General features: G+C 68.5%; 26 protein-coding genes. 10 read left to right on the top strand and 16 right to left on the bottom strand.

Annotated features, from left to right (window positions below; genetic code table 11):
• Positions 1–38: 38 nt before the first annotated feature.
• The 3 genes from AVR91_RS01780 to AVR91_RS01770 all read right to left on the bottom strand — a co-directional run bounded on the left by AVR91_RS01780 (position 39) and on the right by AVR91_RS01770 (position 1,710).
• On the bottom strand, positions 39–515 hold the full coding sequence (locus AVR91_RS01780; RefSeq protein ID WP_038521101.1) for a Dps family protein: 477 nt from the start codon (positions 513–515) through the stop codon (positions 39–41).
• Positions 516–572: 57 nt separating this feature from the next.
• On the bottom strand, positions 573–995 hold the full coding sequence (locus AVR91_RS01775; RefSeq protein WP_063277459.1) for an organic hydroperoxide resistance protein: 423 nt from the start codon (positions 993–995) through the stop codon (positions 573–575).
• A 139-nt stretch (positions 996–1,134) separates the two neighbouring features.
• Positions 1,135–1,710 (bottom strand): NADPH-dependent FMN reductase, encoded by a 576-nt coding sequence (locus AVR91_RS01770; protein ID WP_038521104.1) that lies wholly within the window; start codon positions 1,708–1,710, stop codon positions 1,135–1,137.
• Between the two features lie 147 nt (positions 1,711–1,857).
• On the opposite strand from AVR91_RS01770, the gene AVR91_RS01765 reads away from it, so the two are divergent.
• Positions 1,858–2,904, top strand: coding sequence for an alpha/beta hydrolase (locus AVR91_RS01765; RefSeq protein WP_063277458.1), 1,047 nt, complete (start codon positions 1,858–1,860; stop codon positions 2,902–2,904).
• A gap of 111 nt (positions 2,905–3,015) precedes the next feature.
• Here AVR91_RS01765 and AVR91_RS01760 read toward each other — a convergent pair whose 3' ends face one another.
• Complete coding sequence (locus AVR91_RS01760) at positions 3,016–3,546, bottom strand: hypothetical protein (RefSeq protein WP_063277457.1); 531 nt, start codon at positions 3,544–3,546, stop codon at positions 3,016–3,018.
• 433 nt (positions 3,547–3,979) lie between these two features.
• The gene (locus tag AVR91_RS01755; protein ID WP_063277456.1) at positions 3,980–5,422 is read right to left on the bottom strand and encodes a catalase; all 1,443 of its coding nucleotides are present in this window, start codon (positions 5,420–5,422) and stop codon (positions 3,980–3,982) included.
• A 194-nt stretch (positions 5,423–5,616) separates the two neighbouring features.
• Here AVR91_RS01755 and AVR91_RS01750 point away from each other — a divergent pair, with 194 nt between their 5' ends.
• Positions 5,617–6,759 carry an MFS transporter gene (locus AVR91_RS01750; RefSeq protein WP_063277455.1) on the top strand — a complete coding sequence of 381 codons (1,143 nt, stop codon included), beginning with the start codon at positions 5,617–5,619 and terminating at the stop codon, positions 6,757–6,759.
• A 73-nt stretch (positions 6,760–6,832) separates the two neighbouring features.
• Here the strand turns inward: AVR91_RS01750 and AVR91_RS01745 are convergent, their stop codons facing one another.
• Positions 6,833–7,204 carry a hypothetical protein gene (locus AVR91_RS01745; RefSeq protein WP_063277467.1) on the bottom strand — a complete coding sequence of 124 codons (372 nt, stop codon included), beginning with the start codon at positions 7,202–7,204 and terminating at the stop codon, positions 6,833–6,835.
• A gap of 62 nt (positions 7,205–7,266) precedes the next feature.
• Positions 7,267–8,457 (bottom strand): RtcB family protein, encoded by a 1,191-nt coding sequence (locus AVR91_RS01740; protein ID WP_063273081.1) that lies wholly within the window; start codon positions 8,455–8,457, stop codon positions 7,267–7,269.
• 240 nt (positions 8,458–8,697) lie between these two features.
• Between AVR91_RS01740 and AVR91_RS01735 the strand changes: the two genes are divergently transcribed.
• Positions 8,698–10,197, top strand: coding sequence for a M48 family metallopeptidase (locus AVR91_RS01735; protein WP_063273080.1), 1,500 nt, complete (start codon positions 8,698–8,700; stop codon positions 10,195–10,197).
• A gap of 9 nt (positions 10,198–10,206) precedes the next feature.
• Positions 10,207–11,307, top strand: a complete 1,101-nt coding sequence (locus AVR91_RS01730) for a hypothetical protein (RefSeq protein ID WP_063273079.1) — start codon at positions 10,207–10,209, stop codon at positions 11,305–11,307.
• A 265-nt stretch (positions 11,308–11,572) separates the two neighbouring features.
• Here the strand turns inward: AVR91_RS01730 and AVR91_RS01725 are convergent, their stop codons facing one another.
• Positions 11,573–12,613, bottom strand: coding sequence for an aspartate-semialdehyde dehydrogenase (locus AVR91_RS01725; protein ID WP_063273078.1), 1,041 nt, complete (start codon positions 12,611–12,613; stop codon positions 11,573–11,575).
• Positions 12,613–13,878 carry an aspartate kinase gene (locus tag AVR91_RS01720; protein ID WP_016337913.1) on the bottom strand — a complete coding sequence of 422 codons (1,266 nt, stop codon included), beginning with the start codon at positions 13,876–13,878 and terminating at the stop codon, positions 12,613–12,615. The genes AVR91_RS01725 and AVR91_RS01720 overlap by 1 nt, the downstream gene beginning before the upstream one ends.
• A 281-nt stretch (positions 13,879–14,159) precedes the next feature.
• Between AVR91_RS01720 and AVR91_RS01715 the strand changes: the two genes are divergently transcribed.
• A complete protein-coding gene (locus AVR91_RS01715) occupies positions 14,160–14,756 on the top strand; it encodes a nitroreductase family protein (RefSeq protein ID WP_063273077.1) in 597 nt (198 codons plus the stop codon).
• On the opposite strand, the gene AVR91_RS01710 is transcribed toward AVR91_RS01715, so the two are convergent.
• The gene (locus tag AVR91_RS01710) at positions 14,717–16,177 is read right to left on the bottom strand and encodes an MFS transporter (protein ID WP_063273076.1); all 1,461 of its coding nucleotides are present in this window, start codon (positions 16,175–16,177) and stop codon (positions 14,717–14,719) included. The genes AVR91_RS01715 and AVR91_RS01710 overlap by 40 nt on opposite strands.
• A gap of 103 nt (positions 16,178–16,280) precedes the next feature.
• On the opposite strand from AVR91_RS01710, the gene AVR91_RS01705 reads away from it, so the two are divergent.
• Complete coding sequence (locus tag AVR91_RS01705; RefSeq protein ID WP_063273075.1) at positions 16,281–17,120, top strand: helix-turn-helix transcriptional regulator; 840 nt, start codon at positions 16,281–16,283, stop codon at positions 17,118–17,120.
• A 9-nt stretch (positions 17,121–17,129) separates the two neighbouring features.
• Complete coding sequence (locus AVR91_RS01700; RefSeq protein WP_228709097.1) at positions 17,130–17,723, top strand: hypothetical protein; 594 nt, start codon at positions 17,130–17,132, stop codon at positions 17,721–17,723.
• Here the strand turns inward: AVR91_RS01700 and AVR91_RS01695 are convergent.
• Positions 17,716–18,597 carry an ANTAR domain-containing protein gene (locus AVR91_RS01695; protein WP_063273073.1) on the bottom strand — a complete coding sequence of 294 codons (882 nt, stop codon included), beginning with the start codon at positions 18,595–18,597 and terminating at the stop codon, positions 17,716–17,718. The two genes, AVR91_RS01700 and AVR91_RS01695, sit on opposite strands and share 8 nt — an antisense overlap.
• 119 nt (positions 18,598–18,716) lie before the next feature.
• Between AVR91_RS01695 and AVR91_RS01690 the strand changes: the two genes are divergently transcribed.
• Positions 18,717–19,508, top strand: a complete 792-nt coding sequence (locus tag AVR91_RS01690) for an ANTAR domain-containing protein (protein ID WP_083737314.1) — start codon at positions 18,717–18,719, stop codon at positions 19,506–19,508.
• Here AVR91_RS01690 and AVR91_RS01685 read toward each other — a convergent pair.
• Genes AVR91_RS01685 through AVR91_RS01675 form a run of 3 tightly spaced genes read right to left on the bottom strand, consistent with a single transcriptional unit; the run spans position 19,441 to position 22,264 of the window.
• Positions 19,441–21,285 (bottom strand): CheR family methyltransferase, encoded by a 1,845-nt coding sequence (locus tag AVR91_RS01685; protein ID WP_063273072.1) that lies wholly within the window; start codon positions 21,283–21,285, stop codon positions 19,441–19,443. The two genes, AVR91_RS01690 and AVR91_RS01685, sit on opposite strands and share 68 nt — an antisense overlap.
• Complete coding sequence (locus tag AVR91_RS01680) at positions 21,282–21,875, bottom strand: chemotaxis protein CheB (protein WP_063273071.1); 594 nt, start codon at positions 21,873–21,875, stop codon at positions 21,282–21,284. Before AVR91_RS01680 ends, AVR91_RS01685 begins: the two co-directional genes overlap by 4 nt.
• Positions 21,876–21,898: 23 nt before the next feature.
• Complete coding sequence (locus tag AVR91_RS01675) at positions 21,899–22,264, bottom strand: hypothetical protein (protein WP_038521146.1); 366 nt, start codon at positions 22,262–22,264, stop codon at positions 21,899–21,901.
• Positions 22,265–22,508: 244 nt separating this feature from the next.
• Between AVR91_RS01675 and leuA the strand changes: the two genes are divergently transcribed.
• Positions 22,509–24,266, top strand: a complete 1,758-nt coding sequence (gene leuA / locus AVR91_RS01670; protein WP_063273070.1) for a 2-isopropylmalate synthase — start codon at positions 22,509–22,511, stop codon at positions 24,264–24,266.
• Positions 24,267–24,333: 67 nt separating this feature from the next.
• On the opposite strand, the gene AVR91_RS01665 is transcribed toward leuA, so the two are convergent.
• Entirely contained in the window at positions 24,334–24,960 is a 627-nt protein-coding gene (locus AVR91_RS01665) for a peroxiredoxin-like family protein (protein ID WP_063273556.1), read from the bottom strand.
• A gap of 58 nt (positions 24,961–25,018) precedes the next feature.
• On the opposite strand from AVR91_RS01665, the gene AVR91_RS01660 reads away from it, so the two are divergent.
• Entirely contained in the window at positions 25,019–25,624 is a 606-nt protein-coding gene (locus AVR91_RS01660) for a TetR/AcrR family transcriptional regulator (RefSeq protein WP_063273557.1), read from the top strand.
• Here AVR91_RS01660 and AVR91_RS01655 read toward each other — a convergent pair.
• Positions 25,581–26,519, bottom strand: coding sequence for a LysR family transcriptional regulator (locus AVR91_RS01655; RefSeq protein WP_016337925.1), 939 nt, complete (start codon positions 26,517–26,519; stop codon positions 25,581–25,583). The genes AVR91_RS01660 and AVR91_RS01655 overlap by 44 nt on opposite strands.
• Positions 26,520–26,557: the final 38 nt, after the last annotated feature.

Raw genomic sequence — 26,557 nt, 5'->3', positions numbered from 1 at the left:
AGGAACGGCCCGTTCATTGCATTCGGGACCGGAGGAGGTCAGGCCTGCTGCGCCTGCCACATCCAGTGCGCCTTTTCGAGCTCCTGGGTGATCGCGATGATGAGGTCCTGGGTGACCAGGTCGCTCTTGTCGGTCTCGTCGATGCGCTTGCGCAGCCGCTCGATCAGCGCCGCGAGGATGCCGACGATCGCGGCGACCGTGGACTCGACGGACTGCCAGTTGTCGGGGTAGTCCGGCAGGCCGGAGCTCTCCACGACGGCCTTCGCCTGCCCGTTCGGCGAGACACCGATGGCGTTGGCGCGCTCGGCGACCTCGTCGACGTACTGGCGCGCGGTGTCGACCAGCTCGTCGAGCTGGAGGTGCACGCTGCGGAAGTTCGCGCCGACGACGTTCCAGTGGGCCTGCTTCGCGATCAGCGACAGGTCCACCAGATCGACCAGCGTGGCCTGCAAGGCGTTACCGGTGATCTCCTTGTCGGCTTCGCTCAAGGGACTCTGGATCGGAGACTTGCCCATTTTCCGGTCTTCCTTTCAGAAATCAGTCGGTTCGGGATGGACCTGCCGCGGCCGGGATCAGACCGTCGCGGACAGTGCGACCTCGATGTTGCCGCGGGTCGCGTTCGAGTAGGGGCACACCTGGTGCGCCTGCTCGACGAGCTGATCGGCCTGCGCCTGCTCCAGGCCGGGCAGCGAAACCTTGAGCGCCACGGCGAGGCCGAAGCCCGCGCCCTGCTTGAGCACGCTGACTTCGGCGGTCACGGTGGAACCGTCCAGCGTCACCTTCGCCTGGCGCGCGACGAGTTGCAGCGCGGAGTGGAAACAGGCGGAGTAGCCGGCGGCGAAGAGCTGCTCGGGGTTCGTCTTGTCCCCGCCGGGGCCGCCCATCTCCTTCGGGATCGCCAGCGACTCGTCGATGACGCCGTCGGAAGACGTGACCTCACCGTTGCGGCCGTCGCCGCGAGCGGTGGCCACAGCGGTGTACAGAGCCTCAGCCATTCTTCGCCTACCTTCTGGTCTCAAGACACGCCCCGTTGAGCGTCTCTTCGGTGTCAACGTCCCGCAACCGCGAAACCTTGCCACCCCATGGCAGGCATCACGTCCGGGAATTACCCGGACGACGACCGGAACAAACGGCTTAGTGACCGGCGCGACTCAGCGCGAACTCGGCGACCTGGCTTCCGATCAGGCGGAGGGTGCGGACGCTCTTCTCGTCGGAGGCGCCGCCGGCTTCGTCGAACTTGGTCTCCGCGGTGTTGATCGAACCACCCAAAGGGGTGGCCCATCCGCGCAACGCGTGCGTGATCGTGCGCAGCTGCTCCAGTGTGGTGACCGCGGCCTGCCAGCCGTAGGCGACGGCGGCGAGGCCGACCGCGCGGCCGTCGAGATACGGGCGGGCGTCGTCGCGCAGGTCTTCGACGTAGTCCAGGGCGTTCTTGACCAGACCGGACAGCGCGCCGTGGTAGCCGGGCGAGACCACGACGATCCCGTCGGCGCGGCGGATCGCTTCGACCAGCCGCGTGGCTCGCTCGTGCCGCTCGTCCAACGCCGTGTCATAGAACGGCAGGACCAGTTCGGGTCCGGAAATCAGCTCCGTGGTGACTCCCGCCTCGGCCGCCGCGCCGAGCGCGATCCGCAGCGCGCGCTCGGACTGCGAGCCCTCCCGCAGAGAGCCGCCGATACCGAGGACATGCACCGAGTTCGTCGAAGTCACGCTTTCGAGGCTAACCCCTCTACTTAAGTGGAGGACCAGGATCTGGAACGGAGGCCTGCGTCACACCCGTTCGCCCCAACGACACCGTTCCCGCTGGACGGCATACCTACTCGAAAGTAACCTGTCGGGAAGCCCCCAGGAGGAAGCATGGCGATACCGCTCCAGATCCGTGCCGAGGCCGCGTTTTCGCAGCTGGCGTTCTGGCTCCCGAGGCCGGTCAGACGGGCCATCGCCGGGCCGCCGCTGCGCCTGGACGGACAGGAACTGGCACTGGACGCCCAGCTCCTGCTCCGTCTTCAGAAGCTGGCGAAGGCATCGCTGGTGCGGGGAAGCGTCGAAGAGTCGCGAAGCATGCTCCTGGCCAGCAGGCATCTGGTGAGCGGACCGACGATCGAGCCGGTCGCCACCAGGGAACTGCTCATCCCCACCGGTGACGGCGACCTGCCCGCCACGCTCTACACCCCGGCCGGACTGCCGGACCCGTCCGGGCTGCTCGTGTTCTTCCACGGCGGGGGCTGGGTGGTCGGCAGCCGCGCCTCCCACGACAACAGCGTCCGCTACCTGGCGAAACAGGCGGGCGTGCGGGTTCTTTCGGTGGAATACCGGCTCGCGCCGGAGACACGGTTCCCCGGCGCCACCGAAGACGCGATCGCGGCGTTCGAATACGCCTTCGCGAAGGCGAGGGACCTGGGCGCCGATCCGGCGCGCATCGCCGTCGGCGGCGACAGCGCGGGCGGGAACCTCGCGGCGGTGACGGCGCAGCAGGCGGTGAAACGCGGCGGCGGGGTCCCGGCGTTCCAGCTGCTGTTCTACCCGGCGACCGATTTCACCGTGCGCCGCCGCTCCCGGGAATTGTTCGCGGAGGACCTGTTCCTCACCGATTCGGATATGACCTGGTTCGAAGGACATTACGTGCCGAAGGGCACCGATCTGTTCAACCCGAAACTCTCCCCGTTGCACGGCGACGTTTCCGGATTACCGCCCGCCTATATCGCGACGGCCGGTTTCGATCCGTTGCGCGACGAAGGCGAGGCTTACGCGGAGAAATTGCGGAAGGCCGGGGTTCCGGTGGCGCTCAGCCGCCAGCCGGACCTGATCCACGGGTACCTCAACTTCCTCGGTGTCGGGCGGCGCTTCCGCGAGGCGACGGCCGAGGCGGCGGGCGCCCTGCGGGTGGGCCTCGCGCCGAAGTGAAAGCCAGAGCCCGAGTGGGGAGAAATGTCCCCACCCGGGCTCCGGCCCCCATATCGTGGCCCGCCGCCCTGCACGGCGGAACCTGACGACTCCCTCGGTCTCCTCGGCCTCCTAGGGCGTGGGGAGTGGCACGGGCGGTACCGGAAGCGGCGGGACGGGAAGTCCGCCGAGCAGGCCGCTGAGGATGCCGGTCACGGCCGCGAGCAGGGCTTTCACCAGGTCGCTGACGATCTTCAGCGGTCCGGGAAGGTCCGGGAGCGACGGGATCGGCACCGGCAGCGGCGGCAGCTGACGTGCCTTGGCGGTCGGGTCGGCCAGCAGCCTGCTGGACTCGACGGAGCGGCCCTGGGCCAGGTCGCCGAGCTTCTGCGTTTCGGTCTGGATCTGGTAGCGCTTGCCCGCGGCGATGTCACCGAGGACGGGGCTCAGCTTGTCCAAGTCCGCCCGCGTCTTGGCGACGTCACCGGCGTAGGCCACCTTGGTGAGGCCGTCCCGCATCTGCAGCACCTGCGCGGCGAGCGCCTGCGTGTTCGACGAACCCTTTCCACCATCGGTACCAGCCGTCGCGGCGCCGGCCGAGGCCACCGCCAACAGACTGCCGGCGGCGACCACGGCAATCATCCGGGCAATGTTGCCTTTCATTCCTTACCTCCTGGCCTCTGGGACCTGACGAGGTAAATCGATACCCGCCGTATCGGCCGAACACCACCCGATCACCGGTTGGAACCGATTTCTAACCCTTACGTGCCGGATTCATTCCCGGAGAAGACCCCCGCAATTGATTAACGTCGAAATCTTGTGCTTCCCCCTGAAGATCATCCTTTTCCCGCCGATTTATGACCACCCGTGACCGATCTCCACCGTGGAGCCGCTCGTTCACCCACACCGGTGTAAACGGTGATCGTTTGGCTTCATCACTCCGTCGGACAGGCGTGTCGCGCTGCTCCACTCGGGGTGTCCCCCACGCACGCCACGCCCTCTTCTGGTTTCACATGCGAGTGGGGGCATGAGAACGCCCCCGGTGCGGGGCACCGGGGGCGCTCCATGGTGGGAGCAGCCTCTCGAAAGAGGTCCTTTACTTGCGGAAGGCGTCCGCGACCTTGTCGCCGAGGTCCTTGTCGACGTTCCGCCAGTACTCGAAGACGCGCTCCAGCACGGGCTGCGAGACGTCGTTCGAAGCGTGGCCGATGATGTTGCTCGCGAGCCGCTCGCGCTGCGCGTCGTCCATCACATCGCGGACGAGCGTGCCCGGCTGGCCGAAGTCGTCGTCCTCGGCGTGGAGCTTGTACGCCGACCGGATGACCTCGTCCTCGACGCCATAGCTCGAAGCGGTCTCGGAGGCGATCTCCGCGCTCGCGTGCGGGCCGCCGTAGGAGTTCGGCGCGTACACCGGGTCGCCCGGGTTGTTGTAGCGCATCGCGCCGTCACGCGAGTAGCTGTTCACCGGGGACTTCGGCGCGTTGACCGGCAGCTGCGTGTAGTTCGCGCCGATGCGGTAGCGGTGCGCGTCCGGGTACGCGAACAGACGGCCCTGCAGCATCTTGTCCGGCGACGGGCCGATGCCCGGCACCAGGTTGGACGGCTCGAACGCGGCCTGCTCGATCTCCGCGAAGTAGTTCGCCGGATTGCGGTCGAGCACCCAGCGGCCGACCTTGATCAGCGGGTAGTCGCCCTTCGGCCACACCTTGGTCAGGTCGAACGGGTTGAAGCGGTAGTCCGCGGCCTCGGCGTACGGCATCACCTGGACGTACAGCGTCCAGCTCGGGTGGTTGCCCTGCTTGATGTTCTTGAACAGGTCGCGGATGTAGTAGTCGGAGTCCTCGCCCGCGATGCGGTCCGCGTCGGCCTGCGACAGGTAGCCGATGCCCTGGTCGGTCTTGAAGTGGTACTTGACCCAGAACTTCTCGCCGCCGGCGTTCTCCCACAGGTAGGTGTGCGAGCCGAAGCCGTCCATCTCCCGCCAGTTCGACGGGATGCCGCGGTCGCCCATCAGCCAGGTGACCTGGTGGGCGGACTCGGGCCGCAGCGTCCAGAAGTCCCACTGGATGTCGTGGTCGCGCAGGTGGTTGTCGGCGCGGCGCTTCTGCGAGTGGATGAAGTCGGGGAACTTGATCGGGTCGCGGATGAAGAACACCGGGGTGTTGTTGCCGACGAGGTCGTAGTTGCCCTCGGAGGTGTAGAACTTCACCGCGAAGCCGCGCGGGTCGCGCCACGTGTCGGGCGAGCCGTTCTCGCCGGCGACCGACGAGAAGCGGACCAGGCTCTCGGTGCGCACGCCGGGCTGGAACAGCGCGGCCTTCGTGAACTGACTGACGTCCTCGGTGACCTCGAGGAAGCCGTGCGCACCGCCGCCCTTGGCGTGGACGACACGCTCCGGCACGCGTTCGCGGTTGAACTGGGCGTTCTTCTCGATCAGGTAGTGGTCCTGGAGCAGGATCGGGCCGTTGGCACCCAGCGTCAGCGAGTCGTTGTCGCTCGCGACGGGGATGCCCACGTTGTTCGTGGTCGGCAAGGTCACGCCGGTGCCTCCTGTTCGTGGTGGTGCCTCCACCCTCTCGCCCAAACTGGAATCAGTCAAGAAAACCCCCCGGACCGGGTGACCCGTACCTCGCGAAAAAAACTTGCACGCGCGTACCAAGTTACGTTCTCATCGGTCGTATGGCCCTCGCTCCGTATCGTCGCGTGTTAGCCGTGCCCGGAGTTCCCAGCTCGATGCTGCTGATGTTCCTGGCCCGGCTCCCGATGACGGCCATGGGCGTGACGATGACGCTGTACGTGGTCAACGACCTCGGCCGCGGCTACGGCGCGGCCGGGCTGATCGGCGCCGCCACCACGCTCGGCAGCGCGATCGGGGCGCCGCTCGTCGGCCGGTACGTCGACCGCTACGGGCTGCGGCCGGTGGTCGCGATCTGCGGGGTGGCCTCGTCGACGTTCTGGATCAGCGCACCACATCTTCCGTATCAGGTGCTGCTCGCGGTCGCGCTCCCCGCGGGGGTGCTGTCGGTGCCCGCCGGGACGCTCGCGCGGCTGGTGCTCACCGCGCTCGTGCCGCTGGAGCAGCGGCGAGCGGCCTACTCGCTGGACACGATCCTGGTGGAGGCGTCGTTCATGATCGGGCCGTCGGCCGGGATCATGGCGATCACGCAGCTGCCCGCGGTCTACGCGCTCACGGGTATCGGGGTCTGCTTCGCGCTTTCGGCGACGTTGATCTACCGGCAGAACCCGCCGATCCGCGCCGAGGCCGACGCCGAGGTGTTCACCGGGGAGCGGCCGCCCGTGCGGAGCTGGCTCACCGGACGGCTCGTGATGGCGATGTTCATCGCCGCGGGCGCGCTGTTCTGCCTGGTCGGCATGGAGCTCGCGGCGCTGGCGACGCTGCGCGCGAGCGGGGACATCGCCTGGTCGGGCCTGCTGATCACGTTCATGTGCGTCGCGTCCGTACTCGGCGGGGCGATCCACGGCGCGGTCCGGCGGTCGCTTTCGCAGGGGACGCTGATGGTGCTGCTCGCGGTGCTGACGCTGCCCGTCGGGCTGATCGACCACCCGTGGTGGCTGCTGGCGATCGTGCTCTTCCCGAGCAACGTGCTGTGCGCGCCGACGCTCGCGGCGAGCACGGAGACGGTCAGCGCGGCGGCGCCGCCGCGGGTGCGCGGTGAGGCGATGGGCCTGCTGGACGCGGCCAGCCGGATCGGGCTGGCGATCGGGAGCCCGATCATCGGGTTCGTGATCGACCATTCGAGCCCCGGCTGGGGGTTCGCGGCCTCGGCGCTGGGCGCGCTGGCGATCGCTTCGTTCGGCCTGTTCTGGCGCCGGTCCCGTACGCCCGCCCAGGTGCCCGCGCTCACCTCCTCCTGATGCGTTTCGTCCTCTGAATGCGGTCGTTGGCGATACCGACTACCGCATTCAGAGGACGAAACGCGGGAGGGGACTAGGCGCAGACCTTCCGGAGGGCCTCGATCTGGTCGAGGTTGCACTTGGTCCAGTCCGCGATCTTGCCCGCGTCCTGGATGTTCTCCTTCTGCACCTGCAGGTACGAGTCGGCCATGCCGGTCAGCGCGCTCGCGACGTTCTGCTCGCCGACGCTGTTCGCCAGCTCACGCAGGCGCTTCTCCTTGTCCGCGGCGCGTTCCTTGATCGTCGCCGGGTCCGGATTGAGGTCGGTGAGGCTGAGCGCCTCGGCACAGGCACCGACCTTCGTCGCGGCCTTGTTCGTCTGATCGACGGCGTTCGTGACCTCGCTGCAGCCCGCCAGCGCGAGCCCGGCGGCCGCCAGGAGCGCCGCGATTCCCAACCTCTTCATGAAGACCACAGTAGCGAGAAACGTGGGTGGTATGTCGGGTTCCCCGGCACACCACCCACGTTTCAGCCCTTCACGCAGACGACCTGCTTGAGGTGCGCGACCACCTCGACGAGGTCCGTCTGCGCCTTGATCACCGATTCGATGTCCTTGTACGCGGCCGGGATCTCGTCCACCACGCCGGAGTCCTTGCGGCATTCCACGCCGGCGGTCTGCGCGGCGAGGTCTTCGGCGGTGTACAGCTTCTTGGCCTTGTTCCGCGACATCCGGCGGCCCGCCCCGTGCGACGCGGACTGGAAGGACGACGCGTTGCCGAGGCCGCGCACGATGTACGAACCGGTGCCCATGCTGCCCGGGATGATCCCGAGGTCACCCGAACCCGCGCGGATCGCGCCCTTGCGGGTCACCAGGAGGTCGACGCCGTCGTAGGTCTCCTCGGCGACGTAGTTGTGGTGACAGCTGATCGCGTCGTCGAACGTCGTCTGCGGCACGACGTCCTTCAGCGCCTGCTTCACGAGCGCGACCATGGTGGCGCGGTTGCGCGCCGCGTAGTCCTGCGCCCAGAACAGGTCGCGCCGGTACGCCTGCATCTCCGGCGTGCCCGCGACGAACACCGCGAGGTCCGGATCCGGCAGATCCGCGTTGTGCGGCAGCTTGCGCGCGACGGCCATGTGCCGTTCCGCGAGTTCCTTGCCGATGTTGCGCGAACCGGAGTGCAGCATCAGCCACACGCGGCCTTCGTCCTCGCCGCCCTGCTCGAGGCAGACCTCGATGAAGTGGTTGCCGCCACCGAGGCTTCCGATCTGGCGCGACGCGCGGTCGTGCAGGTCCTGGACGCCGGGATGCAGGTCGCCGAAGGACTTCCAGAAGGCGTCCCAGCCACCGACACCGTGCACCTTCGCCGGGTTCACCGGGGTCTTGTGCAGGCCGAACCCGACCGGCACGGCCGATTCGATCCGGCGGCGGAGCTTCAGCAGGTCGTCGGGCAGGTCGGCGGCGGTGAGCGAGGTCCGCACCGCGCTCATCCCGCAGCCGATGTCCACGCCGACGGCGGCCGGGGACACCGCGTCGCGCATCGCGATCACGCTGCCGACGGTCGCGCCCTTGCCGTAGTGAACGTCGGGCATGACCGCGACGCCGTGCACCCACGGCAGGTTGGCGACGTTGTGCAGCTGCCGCATGGCCTGGTCCTCGACCGATGCGGGGTCCGCCCACATCCGGATCGGAACCCGCGAGCCTTCGACCGCCGTGTACATGACTTTCCTTTCGTGGAAAACGTTTTGTCGCCGTTGAGAATGCACCGATCGGGCGAACCGGACAAGGCAATTAACCGGCTCCACAATGGACAGTCCACATGCGACAGCGGAGGCCCGGGGTGATGTTCATCGCGAAGTCTTCGATCGTACTCGAAAAGTGATCGGCCGCGAGAGGCGCTTCGGGCACAATGAGCGCTCGGTGTCGGGGGTACACCAACTCTGGGGAAGGTCCGTTTCACAGTGAAGTCTTTTCGTGGGCTGCTCGCTGCCGTCCTGCTGGCGGGGTTCCCGCTGCTCGTGCTCGCCTTCGTCGGCGGGATCGTGACACTCGAGGTGCTGGCTTTGCAGCACAACGTCATCGCGGCGGTGAAGCTCGGCATCATCACCGTCCCGGTCGGCTGGATCCTGCTGAAGACCCTGCTCACGGTCGAGCGGGTGACCGACGACGACGTACCCGGCGTCCAGGTGACGCCGGAGTCCCAACCCGCGCTTTGGGCGCTGGTCCGGGAGCTGGCGGCCGAGGCGGGCACCCGTCCGCCGGACGAGATCTACCTGGATCCGGACGTAAACGCCGCGGTCACCGAGCGCACCTCGTGGCTCGGGCTGCGGGTGCTGCGCCGCCGCATGATCATCGGTGTCCCGCTGATCATGGGCCTGCGCCAGGACCAGTTCCGCGCCGTGCTCGCGCATGAACTGGGGCACTACAGCAACAAGGACACCCGCTTCGCCGCGGTGACCTATCGCGGGCGCAAGTCGATCGCGCGGGTGGTCGACGGCCTCGACCGCGACGGCTATTTCGAGCGCTTCGTCGGCTGGCTCTTCAAGCAGTACGCGAAGCTGTACTTCGTCGTCTCGATGAGTGTCTGCCGGGCTCAAGAACTCGCGGCCGACGCCGTCTCGGCACGGCTCGCGGGCACCGCCGCGGCGACGTCGGCCCTGCGCGAGATCGAAGCGCTGGCCGTCACCTGGCGGTTCTTCATGAACAACTACGCCGCGATCGGCTGGGACGCGGGCTACCTCCCGGACCGGTTCGGCGAGGGCTACCGCGCGCTGCTCACCGACCCGACCAGGGCGGAGCAGATGGAGGAGATCCGCCGGAACCCGTCGGAGGACGAGACCTCGCGCTGGGACACGCATCCGGCCACCCGGGACCGGGTCGCGACGCTCGAAGCGGGCGCCCGGATCCCGGTCCGCCCCGGCGGCGGACGTCCGGCGACCGAACTGCTGACCGGCGCCGAGAAGATGCTCGACGAGGCGCTGTTCACCGTCTTCTCCGAAGAGGCGCACACCAAGCGGCGGACGGACTGGCAGTCGCTGGTCGCCATCGGCCGTCGTCACGCCGCCGCCGAAGCCGCCGCCGAGGTCCTGGGCGAACGCACCCTCGACATGGCGTTGGACCTGCTCGACGCGGGCAGGCACGAGGAACTGGCCGATCCCGATTCGGAGCCGCCCGCCGGTGCCGGTCCGCGCGCCCGCCGGGAGTTCGCCGTCGTCTCGGTCCGCCGACGGCTGACGGTGGTCGTCCACGCGGCGCTCACCGACGTCGGCGCGGGACGATGGTCGCTTTCGTGGTCCGGGCCGGCGCCGTTCGCCGTCGACGAGCCGCTGGAAGACCGGCTGGAGCCAGCGCTCGACCAGGCCACCGCGGCCGAGTCCGACACCGCGCCACTGCGTGCGCTGCTGACGGCCGCCGGAGTGCCCGCCGGCTATCGACCGGCCCCCACTCTTGTTCGTTCTTAAGGAGTTTTCATGCTTTGGCTGCTCAAATCCCGTGAGCGCAAGGCCGTCTTCGCCATGATGAAAGAGGCGAAGCGGCGTGGCGTCGAAATCGACGAACTCGAGCACGTGCTGACGCCGGAAGAGTTCGCCGCGCTGCTGCCGCCGGAGAAGCCCAAGTTCAAGGGCAGGATCCCGGACGTCACGCGCTGGGGTCTCCCGGCCGATGGCGAGGTGTCGGCCAAAGAGTACTGGACCGACGGCGAGATCCTCGCCGTGCAGGAGTCGACCTCCCGCGGTGACTGGGAAGGCGCCGCCGCGCTGCTGGCGTCGACCCTGGGGAACTGGGCTCGCCGCGATCAGGTGACCGGCGCGCTCGGCGAGGCCGCCGCGAAGGACGACGAGTGGCTGCGTGCGTGGCGGAAAGCCCGCCCCGGCGACCCGGGCGCGGCGCTCGTCAACGCGGCGTCACTGGTGGACGTGGCTTGGGAAGTGCGCAGTTCACTGCAGGCGAAGCACGTCACGCAGGAGCAGTTCGCCGCGTTCTTCCGGGTGCTGGAGCAGGCCGAGGACGCCGTGCACGAGGCGGCAGGGCTGGCTCCCGAAGACCCGACGCCGTGGGTGACCGCGCTCGCGATCGCGATGGGGCGGCAGTACGAGAACGACCGTTACCGGAAGGTCTGGGCGGAACTCGTCGCCCGCGACTCGCGGCATCGCGGCGCGCACTCACGGGCATTGCAGTACTGGTGCCAGAAGTGGTTCGGCTCGAACGAGCTGATGTGGGAGTTCGCCGAGACCGCGGCCGCGGAGTCGCCCAAGCTGGCTCCGCTGCTGCTGGTCGCCGCGCACGAAGCCGAGTTCCAGGACGTTCCCGCGTGGCGGGATCCGCGGGTCTCCGGCGCGCTCGACGGGATCCTGGCGCTGCTCGACGGCGAAGACTATCCGGAGAAACGGGGAGACCGGGCGTACCTGGCGAAGGCGCTCGTGGAGAACGGGCGCTTCGACGAGGCGGTCGAGCAGTTCCGGCACTTGGGGACGCGGGCGGATGGCGGGGTCTGGTCCTACAGCGGCAATCCGCGGGGCGAGTTCCTGGCGACGCGGTATGCGGCGTGCGCGGGTGCCACGCGCGTTTAGTCCTCTGAATGCGTAGGCGCGTGGGATCCGATCCCGACCGTCCACAAGGGACACGAGGCGGCTCGGGTGCAGGATTCGGGTGGTTCACCGAGGGGTCGTGAGTGGCAATGGTCGTTCTAACCCTCTTTAGCACTCACGACCGCCGCGGGAAACCGTGCATATGGTGATCAATCGGTCATTTCACCGCGCGAGGGCGGACCGGTGGATGCAAGGAACGGTCCTTTTCTTGCGAATTTCGCAAGGAAAGGACCGTTCCTGGCACGGGTCAGGAGTTCGCGGCGACCAGTTCCGCGATCTGCACGGCGTTGAGCGCCGCGCCCTTCCGCAGGTTGTCGTTCGACAGGAACAGCACCAGACCGCGACCGCCGTCGACGCCCGGGTCCGTCCGCAGCCGCCCGACGTACGACGGGTCCTGGCCCGCGGCCTGCAGCGGGGTCGGGATGTCCGACAGCTCGACGCCGGGCGCGCCGGTCAGCAGTTCGGTCGCGCGGGCGACGGAAAGCGGCTGCGCGAACTCGGCGTTGATCGAGATCGAGTGCCCCGAGAACACCGGCACCCGCACACAGGTGCACGAGACCCGTAGCTCCGGGATGCTCAGGATCTTGCGGCTCTCGTTGCGGAACTTCTTCTCCTCGTCCGTCTCGAACTCGCCATCGTCCACAATGGATCCGGCCAGCGGGAGGACGTTGTGCGCGATCGGGCGCGCGTACTTCTTCGGCTCGGGGAAGGTCACCGCCGCGCCGTCGTGAGTGAGGGCGCCCGCGTTCGCCGCGGCCGCGGCGAGCTGGCCTTCCAGCTCCTCGACGCCGGCGAGCCCGCTGCCGGACACCGCCTGGTAGGTGCTGGCGACCAGCCGCACCAGACCCGCTTCGGCGTGCAGCGGCTTGAGCACCGGCATCGCGGCCATGGTGGTGCAGTTGGGGTTCGCGATGATCCCCTTGCGCGCATCCTTGACCGCCTCCGGGTTGACCTCGCTGACGATCAGCGGGACGTCCGGATCCATCCGCCACGCCGACGAGTTGTCGATCACCGTGGCACCGGCGGCGGCGAACCGTTCCGCCTGGGCCTTGGAGGTCGCACCACCGGCGGAGAAGAGCGCGATGTCCAAACCTGACGGATCCGCGGTCGTCGCGTCCTCGATGACGATTTCCCCGTCACCCCAAGGAAGCTTCGAACCGGCGGACCGCGCCGAAGCGAAGTACCGCATTTCGGCGACCGGGAAACCCCGCTCGGCCAGCAGACGGCGCATCACGCCGCCGACCTGGCCGGTCGCCCCGACCACGCCTACCCGCAAACCTTCCGACATCAGCGACCACTCCCCGCGTAGACGACGGCTTCTTCGTCGCCGCCGAGTTCGAACGCCTCGTGGATCGCGCGCACCGCGTCGTCGAGCTGCGCGTCCCGGATGAGCACCGAGATCCGGATCTCCGAGGTGTTGATGATTTCGATGTTGACCCCCGCCTGCGCGAGCGCCTCGCAGAACGTCGCCGTGACACCGGGGTGCGAACGCATCCCCGCGCCGACCAGCGACACCTTGCCGACGTGATCGTCGTAGAGGACCGACTCGAAGCCGATCTCGTCCTTGATCTTCTCCAGCGACTGCACGGCCTTGGCCCCGTTGGCCTTCGACAGCGTGAAGGTGATGTCGGTGCGGCCGGAGACGGTGCTGGACACGTTCTGCAGCACCATGTCGATGTCGATCTCGTTGTCGGCGATCACGCGGAAGATCCGGGCGGCGGCACCGGTGGTGTCGGGTACGCCGGTCACCGTGATCTTGGCTTCGGAGCGGTCGTGCGCCACACCGGTGATCAACGCTTGTTCCACGGGGATCTCCTCGATAGAACCGGTCACCGTGGTGCCCGGCTTGTCACTGTAGGAAGAACGGACTCGGATCGGGACGCCGTAGCGGCGCGCGTACTCCACCGAGCGCAGGTGCAGGATCTTCGATCCGCTCGCGGCGAGCTCCAGCATCTCCTCGTAGGCGATGGTGTCGAGCTTGCGCGCGTCGGACACGACCCGGGGATCGGCGGTGTACACACCGTCCACATCGGAATAGATCTCGCAGACGTCGGCGTTCAGCGCCGCGGCCAGCGCGACGGCGGTGGTGTCCGAGCCGCCGCGGCCGAGGGTGGTGATGTCCTTGGTGTCCTGCGACACGCCCTGGAAACCGGCCACCAGCGCGATGTAGCCCTGGTCGAGGGCCTCCGTCACGCGGCTGGGGCTGACGTCGATGATCCGCGCGTTGCCGTGCACCGACGTCGTCACCACGCCCGCCTGCGAGCCGGTGAACGACCAGGCCTCGGCTCCGTGCGCCGAAATCGCCATCGCCACCAGCGAGTTGGAGATGCGCTCACCCGCGGTGAGCAGCATGTCCATCTCGCGCTCCGGCGGAGCCGGGTTGACCTGCTGAGCCAGGTCGAGCAGCTCGTCCGTCGTGTCGCCCATGGCGGAGCAGACGACGACCACGTCGTTGCCCGCCTTCTTGGTGGCGACGATGCGTTCCGCGACGCGTTTGATCCGGTCGGCACTTTCCAGCGACGAACCGCCGTACTTCTGGACCACGAGGGCCACGCCCGAACCTCCTCGACGGGCCGGGCGTGCTCCTGGTGGGCACCGAGGAGCCCCCGCGTCCCTTATTTGGGCGAAAGCCTACCGGGGTGACGCACGCTCGCCACCCTCGTAAGTGGTCCTGACCACCACTTCGAGGACTCCTGGAAGTAAATCTTCCTTAACACCAACGAAATAGTCGGAGGCCTTTCACTTTAGTGACGGACAGCACCCCCTTGTTATCCATCCATGCCCCCGCCGCCGCCCTCAAACGAGGAGCTCCGCTCCGCTGTATCTTCTCTGCGGTGCACAAACCCGCCGAGACAAGTACCCCGATCGCGCCGATCATGGCGGCCAGATGGAGCCCTCGCGCCTACGACGAGGCAGCCACGGTGTCCGAAGACCAGGTCCGCGCGCTGCTCGAAGCCGCCCGCTGGGCGCCGTCGTTCGGCAACACCCAGCCCGCCCGCTACCTGGTCGGCCTGCGGGGCACGCCGTCGTTCGACCGCATCCTCTCGACGCTGAACTCGGGCAACCGCGCGTGGGCGCGGCGCGCCGGGCTGCTGCTGATCGGCGTGATGGTGACCACGAACGAGAAGGGCGACGTCCCGTACGCCGAGTACGGACTGGGCCTGGCCAGCGAGAACCTCGTGCTCCAGGCCGTCGACCTCGGCCTGATCGCGCACCAGATGGCGGGCTTCTCCGCCGAAGCGGCGAAGGACTTCTTCGGACTCCCTGACGACGTCGTCCCCAAGGTCGCCATCGCGGTCGGCCACGCAGCGGACCCGTCGGTGCTCGAAGAGGACTGGCGGATCGAGCGCGAGAAGGCGCCGCGCGAGCGGGTTCCCCTGGCCGAATTCGCCTACGCCGACGCCTGGGGCACGAGCGCCTTCTCCGAGTGAGGGAGCCATCGCAGAGCGAGTACCCCTAGCCCGGCGTGCAGCAGGCTGAGCACCCCGACGGCGGTGTGCAGGCCGGCGACGAAGGCCTCCTTCGCGTCAAGAGCGGCCGCGGGCGCGATAGCGAGGGTTTCCCCGAGGGTGGGCGCGAGATCCGGTCCCGTCAGGCGGAACACCAGCGCGGCGAGCGAGCCCATGAGCGCGATCCCCAGCGCGTTGCCGATCTCGTTGCCGGTCTCGGCGATCGCGCCCGCGGCCCCCGCCCGCTCGGCCGGCACCGCGGCGACCGCCGTGTCGGCCACCACGCTGAACGAGATGCCGTAGCCGATCCCGGCGACGACCGTCGACGCGACGTACCAGCCCGCCCCGCCCGTGACCCCGGTCATGAGCAGCAGCGCCAGCCCGGCGGCGATGGAGAAATGGCAGGCGACCAGCGCCGTTCGCTTGCCGACCCGGTCGACCAGCGCGGGCGTGACGACGCACATGATCGTGAGGACGGCCGCGCCGGGCAGCGCGAGCAGCGCCGCGTGCAGGACCGGCAGGCCGAGCACGGACTGCAGGTGGATCCCCGACAGGTACGCGGCCGCCGACCACGCGGCCAGCGGCACCAGCCCGGTGACGATCGCGATCGTGAAGACGCGGTCGCGGAACAGGGAGAACTCGATCAGCGGGTGCTCCAGACCGCGCTGCCGCCGGACGAACCACGTCAGCAGCGCGGCGCCGGCGATCCCGGCGGCGACCGGCAAGACGGACAGGCCGTCGGCGGCCGCGTGCTTGATCCCGTAGATCGCGAGCAGGAGACCGGCGGCGGAGAGCGCCACGCTCGGCACGTCGACCCGGCCCGTCCCGGCGGCTCGCACCTCGCGCAACAGCACCGGCGCGAGCGCCAGGAACACCGCGATCACCGGCAGGTTGACCAGGAAGACCGAGCCCCACGGGAACCGCTCCAGCAGGACCCCGCCGACGACCGGGCCGATCGCGAAACCCGCGGCGAACGCGGCCGCGAAGATCCCGATGGCGCGTGCCCGCCGCCGTGGGTCGGGGAAGAGTTCGCTGAGCACGGCGAGCGCGGACGGCAGCAGCGTCGCGCCCGCCAGTCCCATCAGCGCGCGGAAGGCGACGAGCGTTTCCGGGTTCGGGGCGAAGGCCGCGCCCGACGAACCGAGGCCGAACACGGCGGCGCCGATCATCAGCAGCTTCAGCCGTCCGTACCGGTCGCCGATCGCGCCGAACGCGATCAGCAGCGAGCCGACCGCGAAACCGTAGACGTCCAGGATCCACAGCGCCTGGTCGGCCGTGGGCGTGAGCGCCTGGCTGATCCTGGGCATCGCGAGGAACAGGATCGATCCGTCCATCGAGACCAGGAACACCGGGCAGAGGATCACCAGCAGGCCGAACCAGGCCCTGGTGTGCTGTCGTGTCATGCCCTCGACGCTGTACCGGCTTCGGGGCGGCAACCATCCCCGTGTCATGGGTACACCTCGCGGGTACACCCACGCGGCGGGCGAAGTACTTAGGCTCGGAGTCATGGAAAGCCTCGGCGTGTACCTCAAAAGCCGTCGTGACCGGGTGACTCCCGCCGAGATCGGCCTGCGCACCTACGGCACCTCGCGCCGCGTGCCCGGGCTGCGCCGCGAGGAGCTCGCCCAGCTCGCCGGGGTGAGCGCCGGGTACTACACGCGGCTGGAGCAGGGCCTGGCCGAGACCGCTTCACAGCAGGTGCTCGACGCGCTCGCCCGCGCGCTGCGGCTCGACGACGTCGAAACCGCGCACCTGCACAACCTCGCCCGGCGGTCCTCGCTCCCGAAGATGTCCGACCCGGGCCCGGAAGAACCGCATCCCCGGGTGCTCGCGCTGCTGGAGAACCTCGGCGAGACCGTGCCCGCGCTCGTCTTCGGCCGTCGCGGCGACGTGCTCGCGTGGAACCACGGCGGGCACTCGCTCATGGCCGAACACCTCGACTTCGACGCGCCGGGGGATCCGGAACGGCGGCCGTCGCTGCCCCGGATGTTCTTCCTCGACCCGCTCACCCGCGAGCTGCACCGGAACCGGGCCGAACTCGCCCCGATCCACGTCGCCTATCTGCGGCTGACCGCCGGTCGCTACCCCACCGACGCCCGGCTGGCGGCGCTCATCGGCGAATTGACCATGCGCAGCGACGAATTCGCGACGCTCTGGGCGACCGGCGACGTCGCCGACTGCACCGTCGGGGCCATGCGTCTGCGGCACCCCACGGTCGGTGCGGTGAGCGTCGACTACCAGGTGTGGCTCCAGCCCGACAGCCCCGACCACCGGCTGGAGATCTACACCCCGAAGGACCCGGGATCCGCCGACGCGGTGAAGATCCTCACCGGGTTCGATCGCTAACCTGGGGGTATGGGGGCATTCAGCAGGATTCTCCGCAACGAGTCACGCACGATGGCCGGGCTCTGGCTGTATCTGACCCGCCGGACGGACGGAATCGACGGGGACGCCGTCGCGGTGCCGTACGGCTCGGGCGGCAAGTCGATCTTCGTCGTCCTGGCCGTGGTGAGCGCCTTTGAAGCCGGGCTTTTCTGGCTGATCGACTTCGGCCTCGTCGTCGACGTCCTGCTGCTCGTCCTCGGCGTGTACTCGGCGCTGCTGGTGTTCGGAATCTACGCCGGCACCGTCGTCCGACCGCACGTGATCTCGTCGCGCGAGGTGCGAGTGCGCTACAGCTCGTTCTACGACGTGCGGATCCCGAGGGAGAACATCGCCTCCCTCCGGCAGGCGAAGGAAAGCCACGATCCCGCCAAGGCGAAGGCGTTTCGCGACGAAACCTGGCTCAGGTACGACAACTTCTACGAGACGAACCTGATCGCGGAACTGCGTGAGCCGATCACGGTGACCCGGCCGCTCGGGGCGACCGAGACCGTCCGCGTCGTGAAATTCCAGGCGGACGACCCGAAAGCCGCCGTCGACGCGTACGAAAGGCTCGGGGTCAGCTGAAGGGCGGCGCCCGGTTCACGATCTTCCGCGCGGTTTCCATGACGCTCTCGTCCTGGGCGTAGGCACGTGCGCGAATGAGGGCCAGCGCGTCCGAGGCGTCGCAATCCTGGTTGGTCATCAGCATCCCGGTGGCCTGGTGCACCACGGCTTCGAGGTCCAAGTCGCCGAACAACGGATGGACGGGGAGCCCGTCTTCGGCGTCGAGCCGGGTGTCCGGGTGCAGCGCCGTGGCGGTGAGCGCTTCGGCCACCAGCTCCGTCGAACGGGCGATTCCGGCGTCCGGTTCGGGTTCGGACCGATACGCGGTGAGGGTGCCCAGCGGCGTTTCCCCCAGCCCCAGCCGGGCCGACACCACCGCCCGGACCCCGAGTTCCCTCGCGGCGGGCCCGAACCGGGGCCACCGGCTCGACAGTTCTCCCTCTCCGCAGACGCCGGGCTCCCCGGACGTCGCCAGGGAGGGTCCTTCGCCGAATACGCACTCCAGGTCGTTCGCCCTGGCGGCGACGGGATCGGACACGACGACCGCCGCGGTTCCGGGGCCGCCGAACAAGGTCACCGCGAGGCTCCGGACACCGGCGTTCTCGGCCACCGCGGTCAGGAACGCCGGCGGGACGTCCGCCCGCCCGGCGGCCCAGTCGTCCACCGCGGCGGCGTAGCCCGCGTGCAGTTCGGCCGCCGCCCGGTGCCTGCCTTCGGTGGCGCGATGGAGCCGCGCCATCCGCCGATGGAACGGTCGCATGGTTTCGACGGCCGTTTCCATGAGGATTTCGTGCCGCAGGGCCACCTTCGCTGCGCGATCCGCACGCCCTCGTTCGGCCTCGACCAGTTCCCGCAGAGCCGACTGGTCATAGCGGCCACCGGTGCCGTCCCACATGAAGCGAGCGTACGCTCGCGGCCACCCCGCGGATGTGACCCGGATGGCTGAGTGGGGCGGCTTTCGTGACCGCATCAAGAGGACTAGCGTTGGCTGCCCTCGAGGAAGGCCGATTTTTGATGCGGAATCGCGAAAAATGGGTCGCCGACACGTTGGTGGAGCTGGCGGACACTCTCGTCCCCGCGTTGGATCCGGAGAATTACTGGCTCTGCGTGGCGGATCGGTACACCCAGCTGATCGCTTCGTCGTCGGTGCACCTGACCGCCTCCGGCGACCGCCCCGTCGTGGTGGACACCGACGAACGGCTCGAAACGCCACCACTCGGCGAGCTCTTCGCCGAAGAAGGGCCCGGAGTCGAGTGCGAGGCGAGCGGGGAGCCGGTCGTCAACGTGCTCCTCGACGAAGCGACGTCGCGCTGGAGCGGCTTAGCTCCCGCCGCACTTTCCCTCGGCTACCGGTCGGTGCACGCGTTCCCGTTCAGCCGTCGCGAAGACACGCTCGGCGCGGTGACGATCCTGACCACGGAGACGGCGCCGCTGCCGCCGGCCGAGCTGAGCATCGCGAACGCGCTCGCCGACGTCGCGACGATCGCCATGCTCAACCACCGGACGATCGCCGGGCTGACCACGACCTCGCGGCAACTTCAGGGGGCACTGTCGAGCCGGGTGATCATCGAGCAGGCCAAGGGATTGCTGTCCGCCCGGCTGGAAGTCAGCCCGGAGGGCGCGTTCCGGCTGCTGCGACGCTACGCCCGCGGTCACAACATGCGGATCGGCGACCTCTCCGAACGGCTGATGAGCCGCCGCCTGACCGTCGCCGACCTGATCCCCCATGGCGAAGACATCACTCCCGCCGTTTCTCCATCAGCAGCACGACGCCACTTCCCGGCCCGTCCAGCGGCGAACAACTGACGGAGGCGGTGAACGGTCTGCCCTTCCGGTCCACCGCGTCGGTCTCCACCGGGAGTGCGCGGTGGCCGGTCTCGTTGCAGATCTCGACCATGTCGCGGAGCCCGTCCGTCGGCAGGCCGAAGTCGAGCGTGAAGAAGTCCGTCCGGTAGACCTCGTCGGCGCGCATCCCCCACAGGTCCTCGGCGCCGCGGTTCCAGCTGCGCACCAGGAGATCGCTGTCGAGCACGACCACTCCGGCGGCGACACTGGACAGCACCCCTTCGAGGAAGGTGCGCGCCTCGTCCAGCTCGGCGGTGCGGATCCGCAGCTCCTCGTTCATCGTTTCGAGTTCTTCGTTGCCCGACTGGAGTTCCTCGTTGGTGGTCTCCAGTTCTTCGTTGGTGGACTGGAGTTCCTCGTTCGTCGTCTCGAGCTCCTCGATGCTCGACTGGAGTTCCTCGTTCACGGTCTCCAGTTCCGCGTTGGTCGACTGGAGTTCCGCGTACGCCGTGGCGAGGTCCTCTTGCACCCGTTTGACCTCCTGCTGGAGCCGGGTGGCCTCGGTGGTGTCGATGAGGGTGATCGCGACGCCGAGATCCTCGCCTTCACTGGTGAGCAGCGGCTTGACGATGACGTCGAAATACCGTGTCTCGCCGTCGTTCCTGTCCCATCGCACGGAGTTGACCCGGACGCTCCGGCGCTCGCTGTGGGCCCGGTCGACCAAGGACCCGAGTTCGATCGGCCGGGACGAGATCTCCAGCTCACCGAACGGCGTGCCCATCTTGTCCGGGGAGAGCCCGAATTGCGGCGTCGTCGCGCCGTTGATCAACGCGACCGTGCCGTCCCGGTCGACGACCACCACCGAATCGGGCGAGGCCGCCAAGGCCAGTTCGGCCACCTGACGCCGATTGATCCTTCCGGCCTCCGACGCCGGCAGGAGATCGGAACGCGCCGGCTTCACCGCACCCGCACCGGCCTGGATCCGGAACACCCGGTTGCGCATGTCGGTGACCTCGAACCGGGATCCGTCGGCGATCAGCATCTCGGCCTTGCCGAGGAAAAGGTGGCCGCCTTCGTTGAGCGCGAAATGGAACCGCTCGATGATCTTCGTCTGCGCTTCGACGTTGAAATACATCAGGGTGTTGCGGCAGACGAGCAGATCGACGCGTGAGATCGGGGCGTCGCGGGTGATGTCGTGCCTGCCGAAGATCACCCGGCGGCGGAGGTCACGGCGGAAGGCGAACAGGGCGCCGTTCGGTTCGAAGTATTTCGTCTTCACCTCGTCCGGGAGTTTTTCCAGCGCTTTGAGGGAGTACACCCCGGCTCTGGCCTCGCGCAGGGCTTCCTCGTCGACATCGGTGCCGTAGATCTTGACCCGTTTCGTGCAGGCTTCGATACCGAGGTGTTCGGCGAAGATGATCGCGAGGGTGTAGGCCTCCTCGCCGCTCGAACACCCGGCGCTCCAGATCCGGATGTCCTGATCGGGGTCGGCCTTCGCGATCAGACCGGGGACGACCGCCGTCCGCAGGTAGTCCCACGCCGCCGGGTCGCGGAAGAAACCGGTGACGTTGATCAGAATGGTGTTGAAGAGTTCTTGGAACTCGTCGGCGTTGCTTTCCAGGAAATCCCGGTAATCCGCGTACTTCTCGAAGCCGACGGTCTGCATCCGCTTGCGGATCCGGCGCCCGAGCGACGTGCGTTTGTACCCGGTGAAATCGAAGCCGCGGGAATCCTTGATGAACGTCAGCAGGGATTCCAGCTCACGTTCGTCATCGGCGCCGGCGTCGTACGCGGTCACAGCGATCTCGTTCCTTCGATCAGGGCCACCAGCGCGGCCGCGATCCCTTCCAGCGGCAGCGTCAGGTCGACCGCCACGGCGTTCACCACGGCCTGTGGCATGCCTTTGAATTCCGCGGTGTCCGGATCTTCGGCGACCACGGTACCGCCACGGGACGAGACCGCCCTCGCACCCGCCGAGCCGTCGGAACCGGTCCCGGTGAGCACGCAGACCAGCGCCGCGGCACCGCAGGCCACCGCGACGGATTCGAACAGCAGATCGGCCGACGGCCGGACGAATCTCACCTTGTCCCGCTCCGACAGCCGGAGTCCGCCGCCGGGCCCGACCAGGAGATGCCGGTCCGGCGGGGCGACATAGGCGGTGCCGGGCTCGGCCACCTCGCCGTCCTCGGCCAGTTTGACCCGCAAACGCGACCGCCGGTCGAGAAGTTCGGCGAGCACCGTGTCGTGATGGGGATCGAGGTGCTGGACGATGACCACGGGCACCGGGAAGTCCGCGGGCAAGGCCTCGAGCACCGTGAGGAGCGCCTTCACCCCGCCCGCCGAAGCCCCGATCGCGACGATCTCGAAAGGCGCCGCCCGCGCGAACATCTTCCGAGCGTAGTGCTCCGAGGCTAAGCGGAACCGCCCACGCGCCGGATGATCTTGGCGAGGATCCCGGTGACGACCATCCAGAAGATCGCGGCGATGCCGTAGTTGACCAGCACGCGCAGCTTGGCGTCTTCGGGCATGAAGAGATCCTTGAAGCCCAGCAGCAGCCCGTCGGCCCAGCCGCGGACGAACGACACGATGCCGTTGTCGGGGTTCGCCTCGCCGATCACGAAGACGACGTGCAGCACGAGGATGGCCGCGAAGATCAGCCCGACCCAGCGGACCACGCTCGCCAGTATCCCGGCCGCGCGGCTGCCGCCCGCTCGCCAGTCGACCTTGCGCCGGGTCGCCTGATCAGCGGTTTCCTTCTCTTCAGCGTGCTCGCCCATGCCGGGCAGTGTGGCACGCCGCCTGGTCCGATTGCTACCCGCGAGTAACCCGAATGGGCGCCACTTGAGTCACGGTTCGATCGCGGCCCGGGTTTCCTTTCGGGAGATCGCGCGGTTAAGGTGGCGTCGTGGCTCGAGCTCTCCTGCTTCGCTGCCGCGACGGGGCCTGATCGGACCGGCTCCCCGTCGCGGGGCTTCGTGGTGCCGGTCGTCGCACCCGATTCTTCAGGAGAACCCTCCCCTCATGAGCATTCGCAAGCCCACCCGTCCTGCGCCTTCCGAGCAGGCTTCGTGGAACACCCAGCGCGGCACTTCGATGCCCGTACACCGCTATCGCCCCTGGTACGACCTGGTCGAGGACATCTCGCTGCCCGACCGCACCTGGCCGGACAAGCGCATCGAGCGCGCGCCGCTGTGGTGCGCCGTCGACCTGCGTGACGGCAACCAGGCCCTGATCGACCCGATGTCGCCCGCACGCAAGCGCAAGTTCTTCGACCTGCTGGTCCGCATGGGCTACAAGGAGATCGAGGTCGGCTTCCCGGCGGCGTCGCAGACGGACTTCGACTTCGTCCGCGAGATCATCGACGAGGGCGCCATCCCGGACGACGTCAGCATCCAGGTGCTGACCCAGTGCCGCCCGGAGCTGATCGAGCGCACCTTCAAGGCGCTCGAAGGCGCGCCGCGCGCGATCGTCCACATCTACAACTCGACCTCGATCCTGCAGCGTCGCGTCGTGTTCCGCGAAGAGCGCATCGGCATCACGAAGATCGCTTCGCAGGCCGCTGAGCTGGTCGTCGACTACGCGGCGAAGCAGCCGGACACCGACTTCCGCTTCCAGTACTCGCCGGAGTCCTACACCGGCACCGAGCTGTCGTACGCGCTCGAGGTCTGCAACACCATCACGGAGATCTGGCAGCCGACGCCGGAGAAGCCGGTGATCCTGAACCTGCCCGCCACCGTCGAGATGGCGTCGCCGAACGTCTACGCCGACTCGATCGAGTGGATGCACCGGAACCTGGACCGCCGCGACTCGGTGATCCTGTCGCTGCACCCGCACAACGACCGCGGCACCGGTATCGCCGCCGCCGAGCTGGGCTTCCAGGCCGGCGCGGACCGGATCGAAGGCTGCCTGTTCGGCAACGGCGAGCGCACCGGCAACGTCGACCTGGTCGCACTGGGCATGAACCTGTACAGCCAGGGCGTCGACCCGCAGATCGACTTCTCCGACATGGACGAGATCAAGCGGACGGTCGAATACTGCAACCAGCTGCCGGTGCACGAACGCAGCCCGTGGGCGGGCGACCTGGTGTTCACCGCGTTCTCCGGCAGCCACCAGGACGCGATCAACAAGGGCCTCGACGCGCTGAAGGCCGCCGCTGACAAGGTCGGGACGCCGGTCGACGAGCACCCGTGGGAGGTCCCGTACCTGCCGATCGACCCGAAGGACATCGGCCGCAACTACGAGGCCGTGATCCGGGTGAACTCGCAGTCCGGCAAGGGCGGCGTCGCCTACATCATGAAGGCCGAGCACCAGCTCGACCTGCCGCGGCGCCTGCAGATCGAGTTCTCGAAGGTCGTCCAGCGCCACACCGACACCGAGGGCGGCGAGGTCGACCCGGCCACGATGTGGAACGCCTTCTCGGCCGAGTACCTGGAGCTGAAGACGCCGCTGGAGCTGGTGCGCCAGCACGTCCGGGACAACGGCGACGGCGAGTACGACATCACCGCGACCGTGCGCGTCGAGGGCGACGAACACGAGGTCACCGGGCGCGGGAACGGCCCGATCGCGGCGTTCTTCGACGCGTTGTCGACCGTCGGGTTCGACCTGCGGCTGCTGGACTACAGCGAGCACACGCTCTCGCCGGGCGACGACGCGCGGGCGGCGTCGTACATCGAGTGCGCGATCTCCGACCGGGTGTACTGGGGCATCGGGATCGACCCGTCGATCGTGACCGCTTCGCTGCGGGCCGTCGTGTCGGCGGTGAACCGGGCTCACCGGTAATCCCCGCTTTGCGCGTGAAGGCCCCCTTCCCTCGGCTGAGCCGAGGGAAGGGGGCCTTCACGCGCTTCTACAGGGCCTTCACGGCCGCCAGGACGTCGGCCGGGTCGGTGCGCGTGGTGTAGTCCGGGTGCACGTCGATGTACCGGATGACGCCTTCGCCGTCCACGACCAGGACGGCCGGATACGGCAGCTCCCATTCCGCCGCCCCGTTGATCTTCTCGACGTCGCCGATGATCGTGTCGAAAGCCGGCTTCGTCTCCGGGGCCAGCCGGAACGTGATGCCGAGCGTGCGCCCGAGTTCGTTGTCCACATCGGACAGAACGGTGAATTTCAGGTCCTTTGTGGACAGCGAGCCGTCCGGCAGCTGCGGGCTGACCGCGACCAGCTTCACATCCAGCTTCTCCAGCTCCGGCAACAGCTCCTGCTGATACGTGCGCAGCGCCAGGTTGCAGTACGGACACCACGCGCCGCGATAGAACACCACGACCGCGGGCCCGTCCGCGACCCGCACCCGATCGCCGCCGGCGTCCGGCAGCGCGAGGTCCGGCATCGGCGTGCCCGGCTTCGCGGCCGCCTCGGCGACCACCCCCACGAACGTCGCGCGGTCGGCCTTGAGCATTTCGGCGACCTCCGCCGGGACGTGGCTCGCGACGGATTCCCGCAGCTCGGCGAGGTCGGTGTTGAGATCCCCCATGGTCGGCTCCTTCGGTTGTACTAATCGGTACAGTGCAGCTGACTGTACTATTCGGTACATGAGTGGTCAACCGGCGAAGACCCCGCAGGGGCGGATGACGAGGGACGCGATCGTCGACGCGGCGGCGGAGCTGATGTACGTCAACGGCGTGGCCGGGACGAGCGTCGACAAGGTGCTCGCGGCGAGCGGGGCCGGGAAATCGCAGATGTACCACTACTTCAAGAACAAGGATCAGCTCGTCGAAGCGGTCATCGCCCGCTTCCTCGAAAACATCCTCGGCAACCAGCCGACCATCTTCGAACTGCACGACTGGGCCGACTTCGACCAGTGGGCCCGGGAGATCCTGGCCATCCAGACCACGCCCAAGGGGCCCATCGCCTGCCCGCTGGGCAACCTCACCGGCGAACTCGGGGACGACCCCAAGATGGCACCGCTGCTGGACAAGGCCTACCGCGAATGGGAAGCACATCTCCAGCGCGGCCTGGAATCGTTGCGGGAACAGGGAAAACTCGTCGAGGGCGCCGACCCGGCGAGGCTCGCGCAGGCCGCGCTGACCTGCGTGCAGGGCGGCCTGCTGATGGCCCACCTGCGCCACGACGTCACGCCGATCGCCGACGCGCTCAAGATCGCCTTGGACCACCTGAAGAGTCACGCTCGCCGGTGAGCGCGCCGACCTCGTCGGCGAGCGCGTCGAGCACCTTCGCCACCGCGGGCCGCGAAGACGCGCCGAGCCGGTAGACCGCCTCCACGTGCCGGGCCGCCTTGATCCCGGCGAGCGGACGGCAGACGAGACCGCTGCCGCGCCGGGTGTCCATTGTGTACCGGGGAAGCAGCGCGATCCCGTGCCCGGCGGCGACGAGCCGTTCGGTGATGCGGAAATCGTTGATGCGCTGCACCACCTGGGGCCGCACCCCGGTGCGGATGATCAGCGACTGGAGGATGTCGTCCACCGGGAATCCGGCGTTGACGCTGATCCAGCGTTCGTCGGCCAGTTCGGCCAGCTCGATGCGGCGCCGCTTCGCGAGCCGATGCCCCGCGGGGAGCGCGACATCGAGCGGTTCCCGCAGCAGATGCCGGGTCTCCAGCCGGTCCGAGCCGAGCGACGGCGCGTGCTCGTCCCGGTGCGCCACCACGATGTCGTAATCCGCGACGAGCCCGGGGACCTCCGGCGGGGTCATGTCGACGTCGCGCACGATGACGTCCAGGCCGTCGAATTCCGCCGTCCGGTGCAGCAGTCCCGGCAGCAGCATCAGCCCGGCGGACTGGAAGATCGCCACCCGGACCCGGCCGCGCGGGGCGCTGCGGTAAGTGTCCAATTCGGACTCCGCGCGCTCCAGGGCGGCGAGCACGTCGTCCGCGCGGGCGACCAGCGCGCGGCCCGCGTCGGTCAGCCGCAGGCCGCGTCCGGCCGGTTCCGTGAGCGCGAGACCCACGTCACCCTGCAGGGCGCGCAGCTGCTGGGAAACCGCGGACGGCGTGCAGTGCAACGCCTTCGCGGCCGCCGTCACGCTGCCGCGATCGGCGAATTCCCGCAGGGTCCGCAACCGGCCGATGTCCATACCGCCAGCATATGTGAAGCCGAACTGAACGATCGCTG

It is taken from the genome of Amycolatopsis keratiniphila subsp. keratiniphila (assembly GCF_001620365.2).
Classification (GTDB): domain Bacteria; phylum Actinomycetota; class Actinomycetes; order Mycobacteriales; family Pseudonocardiaceae; genus Amycolatopsis; species Amycolatopsis keratiniphila.
This window is presented reverse-complemented; position numbering and strand designations above follow the sequence as displayed.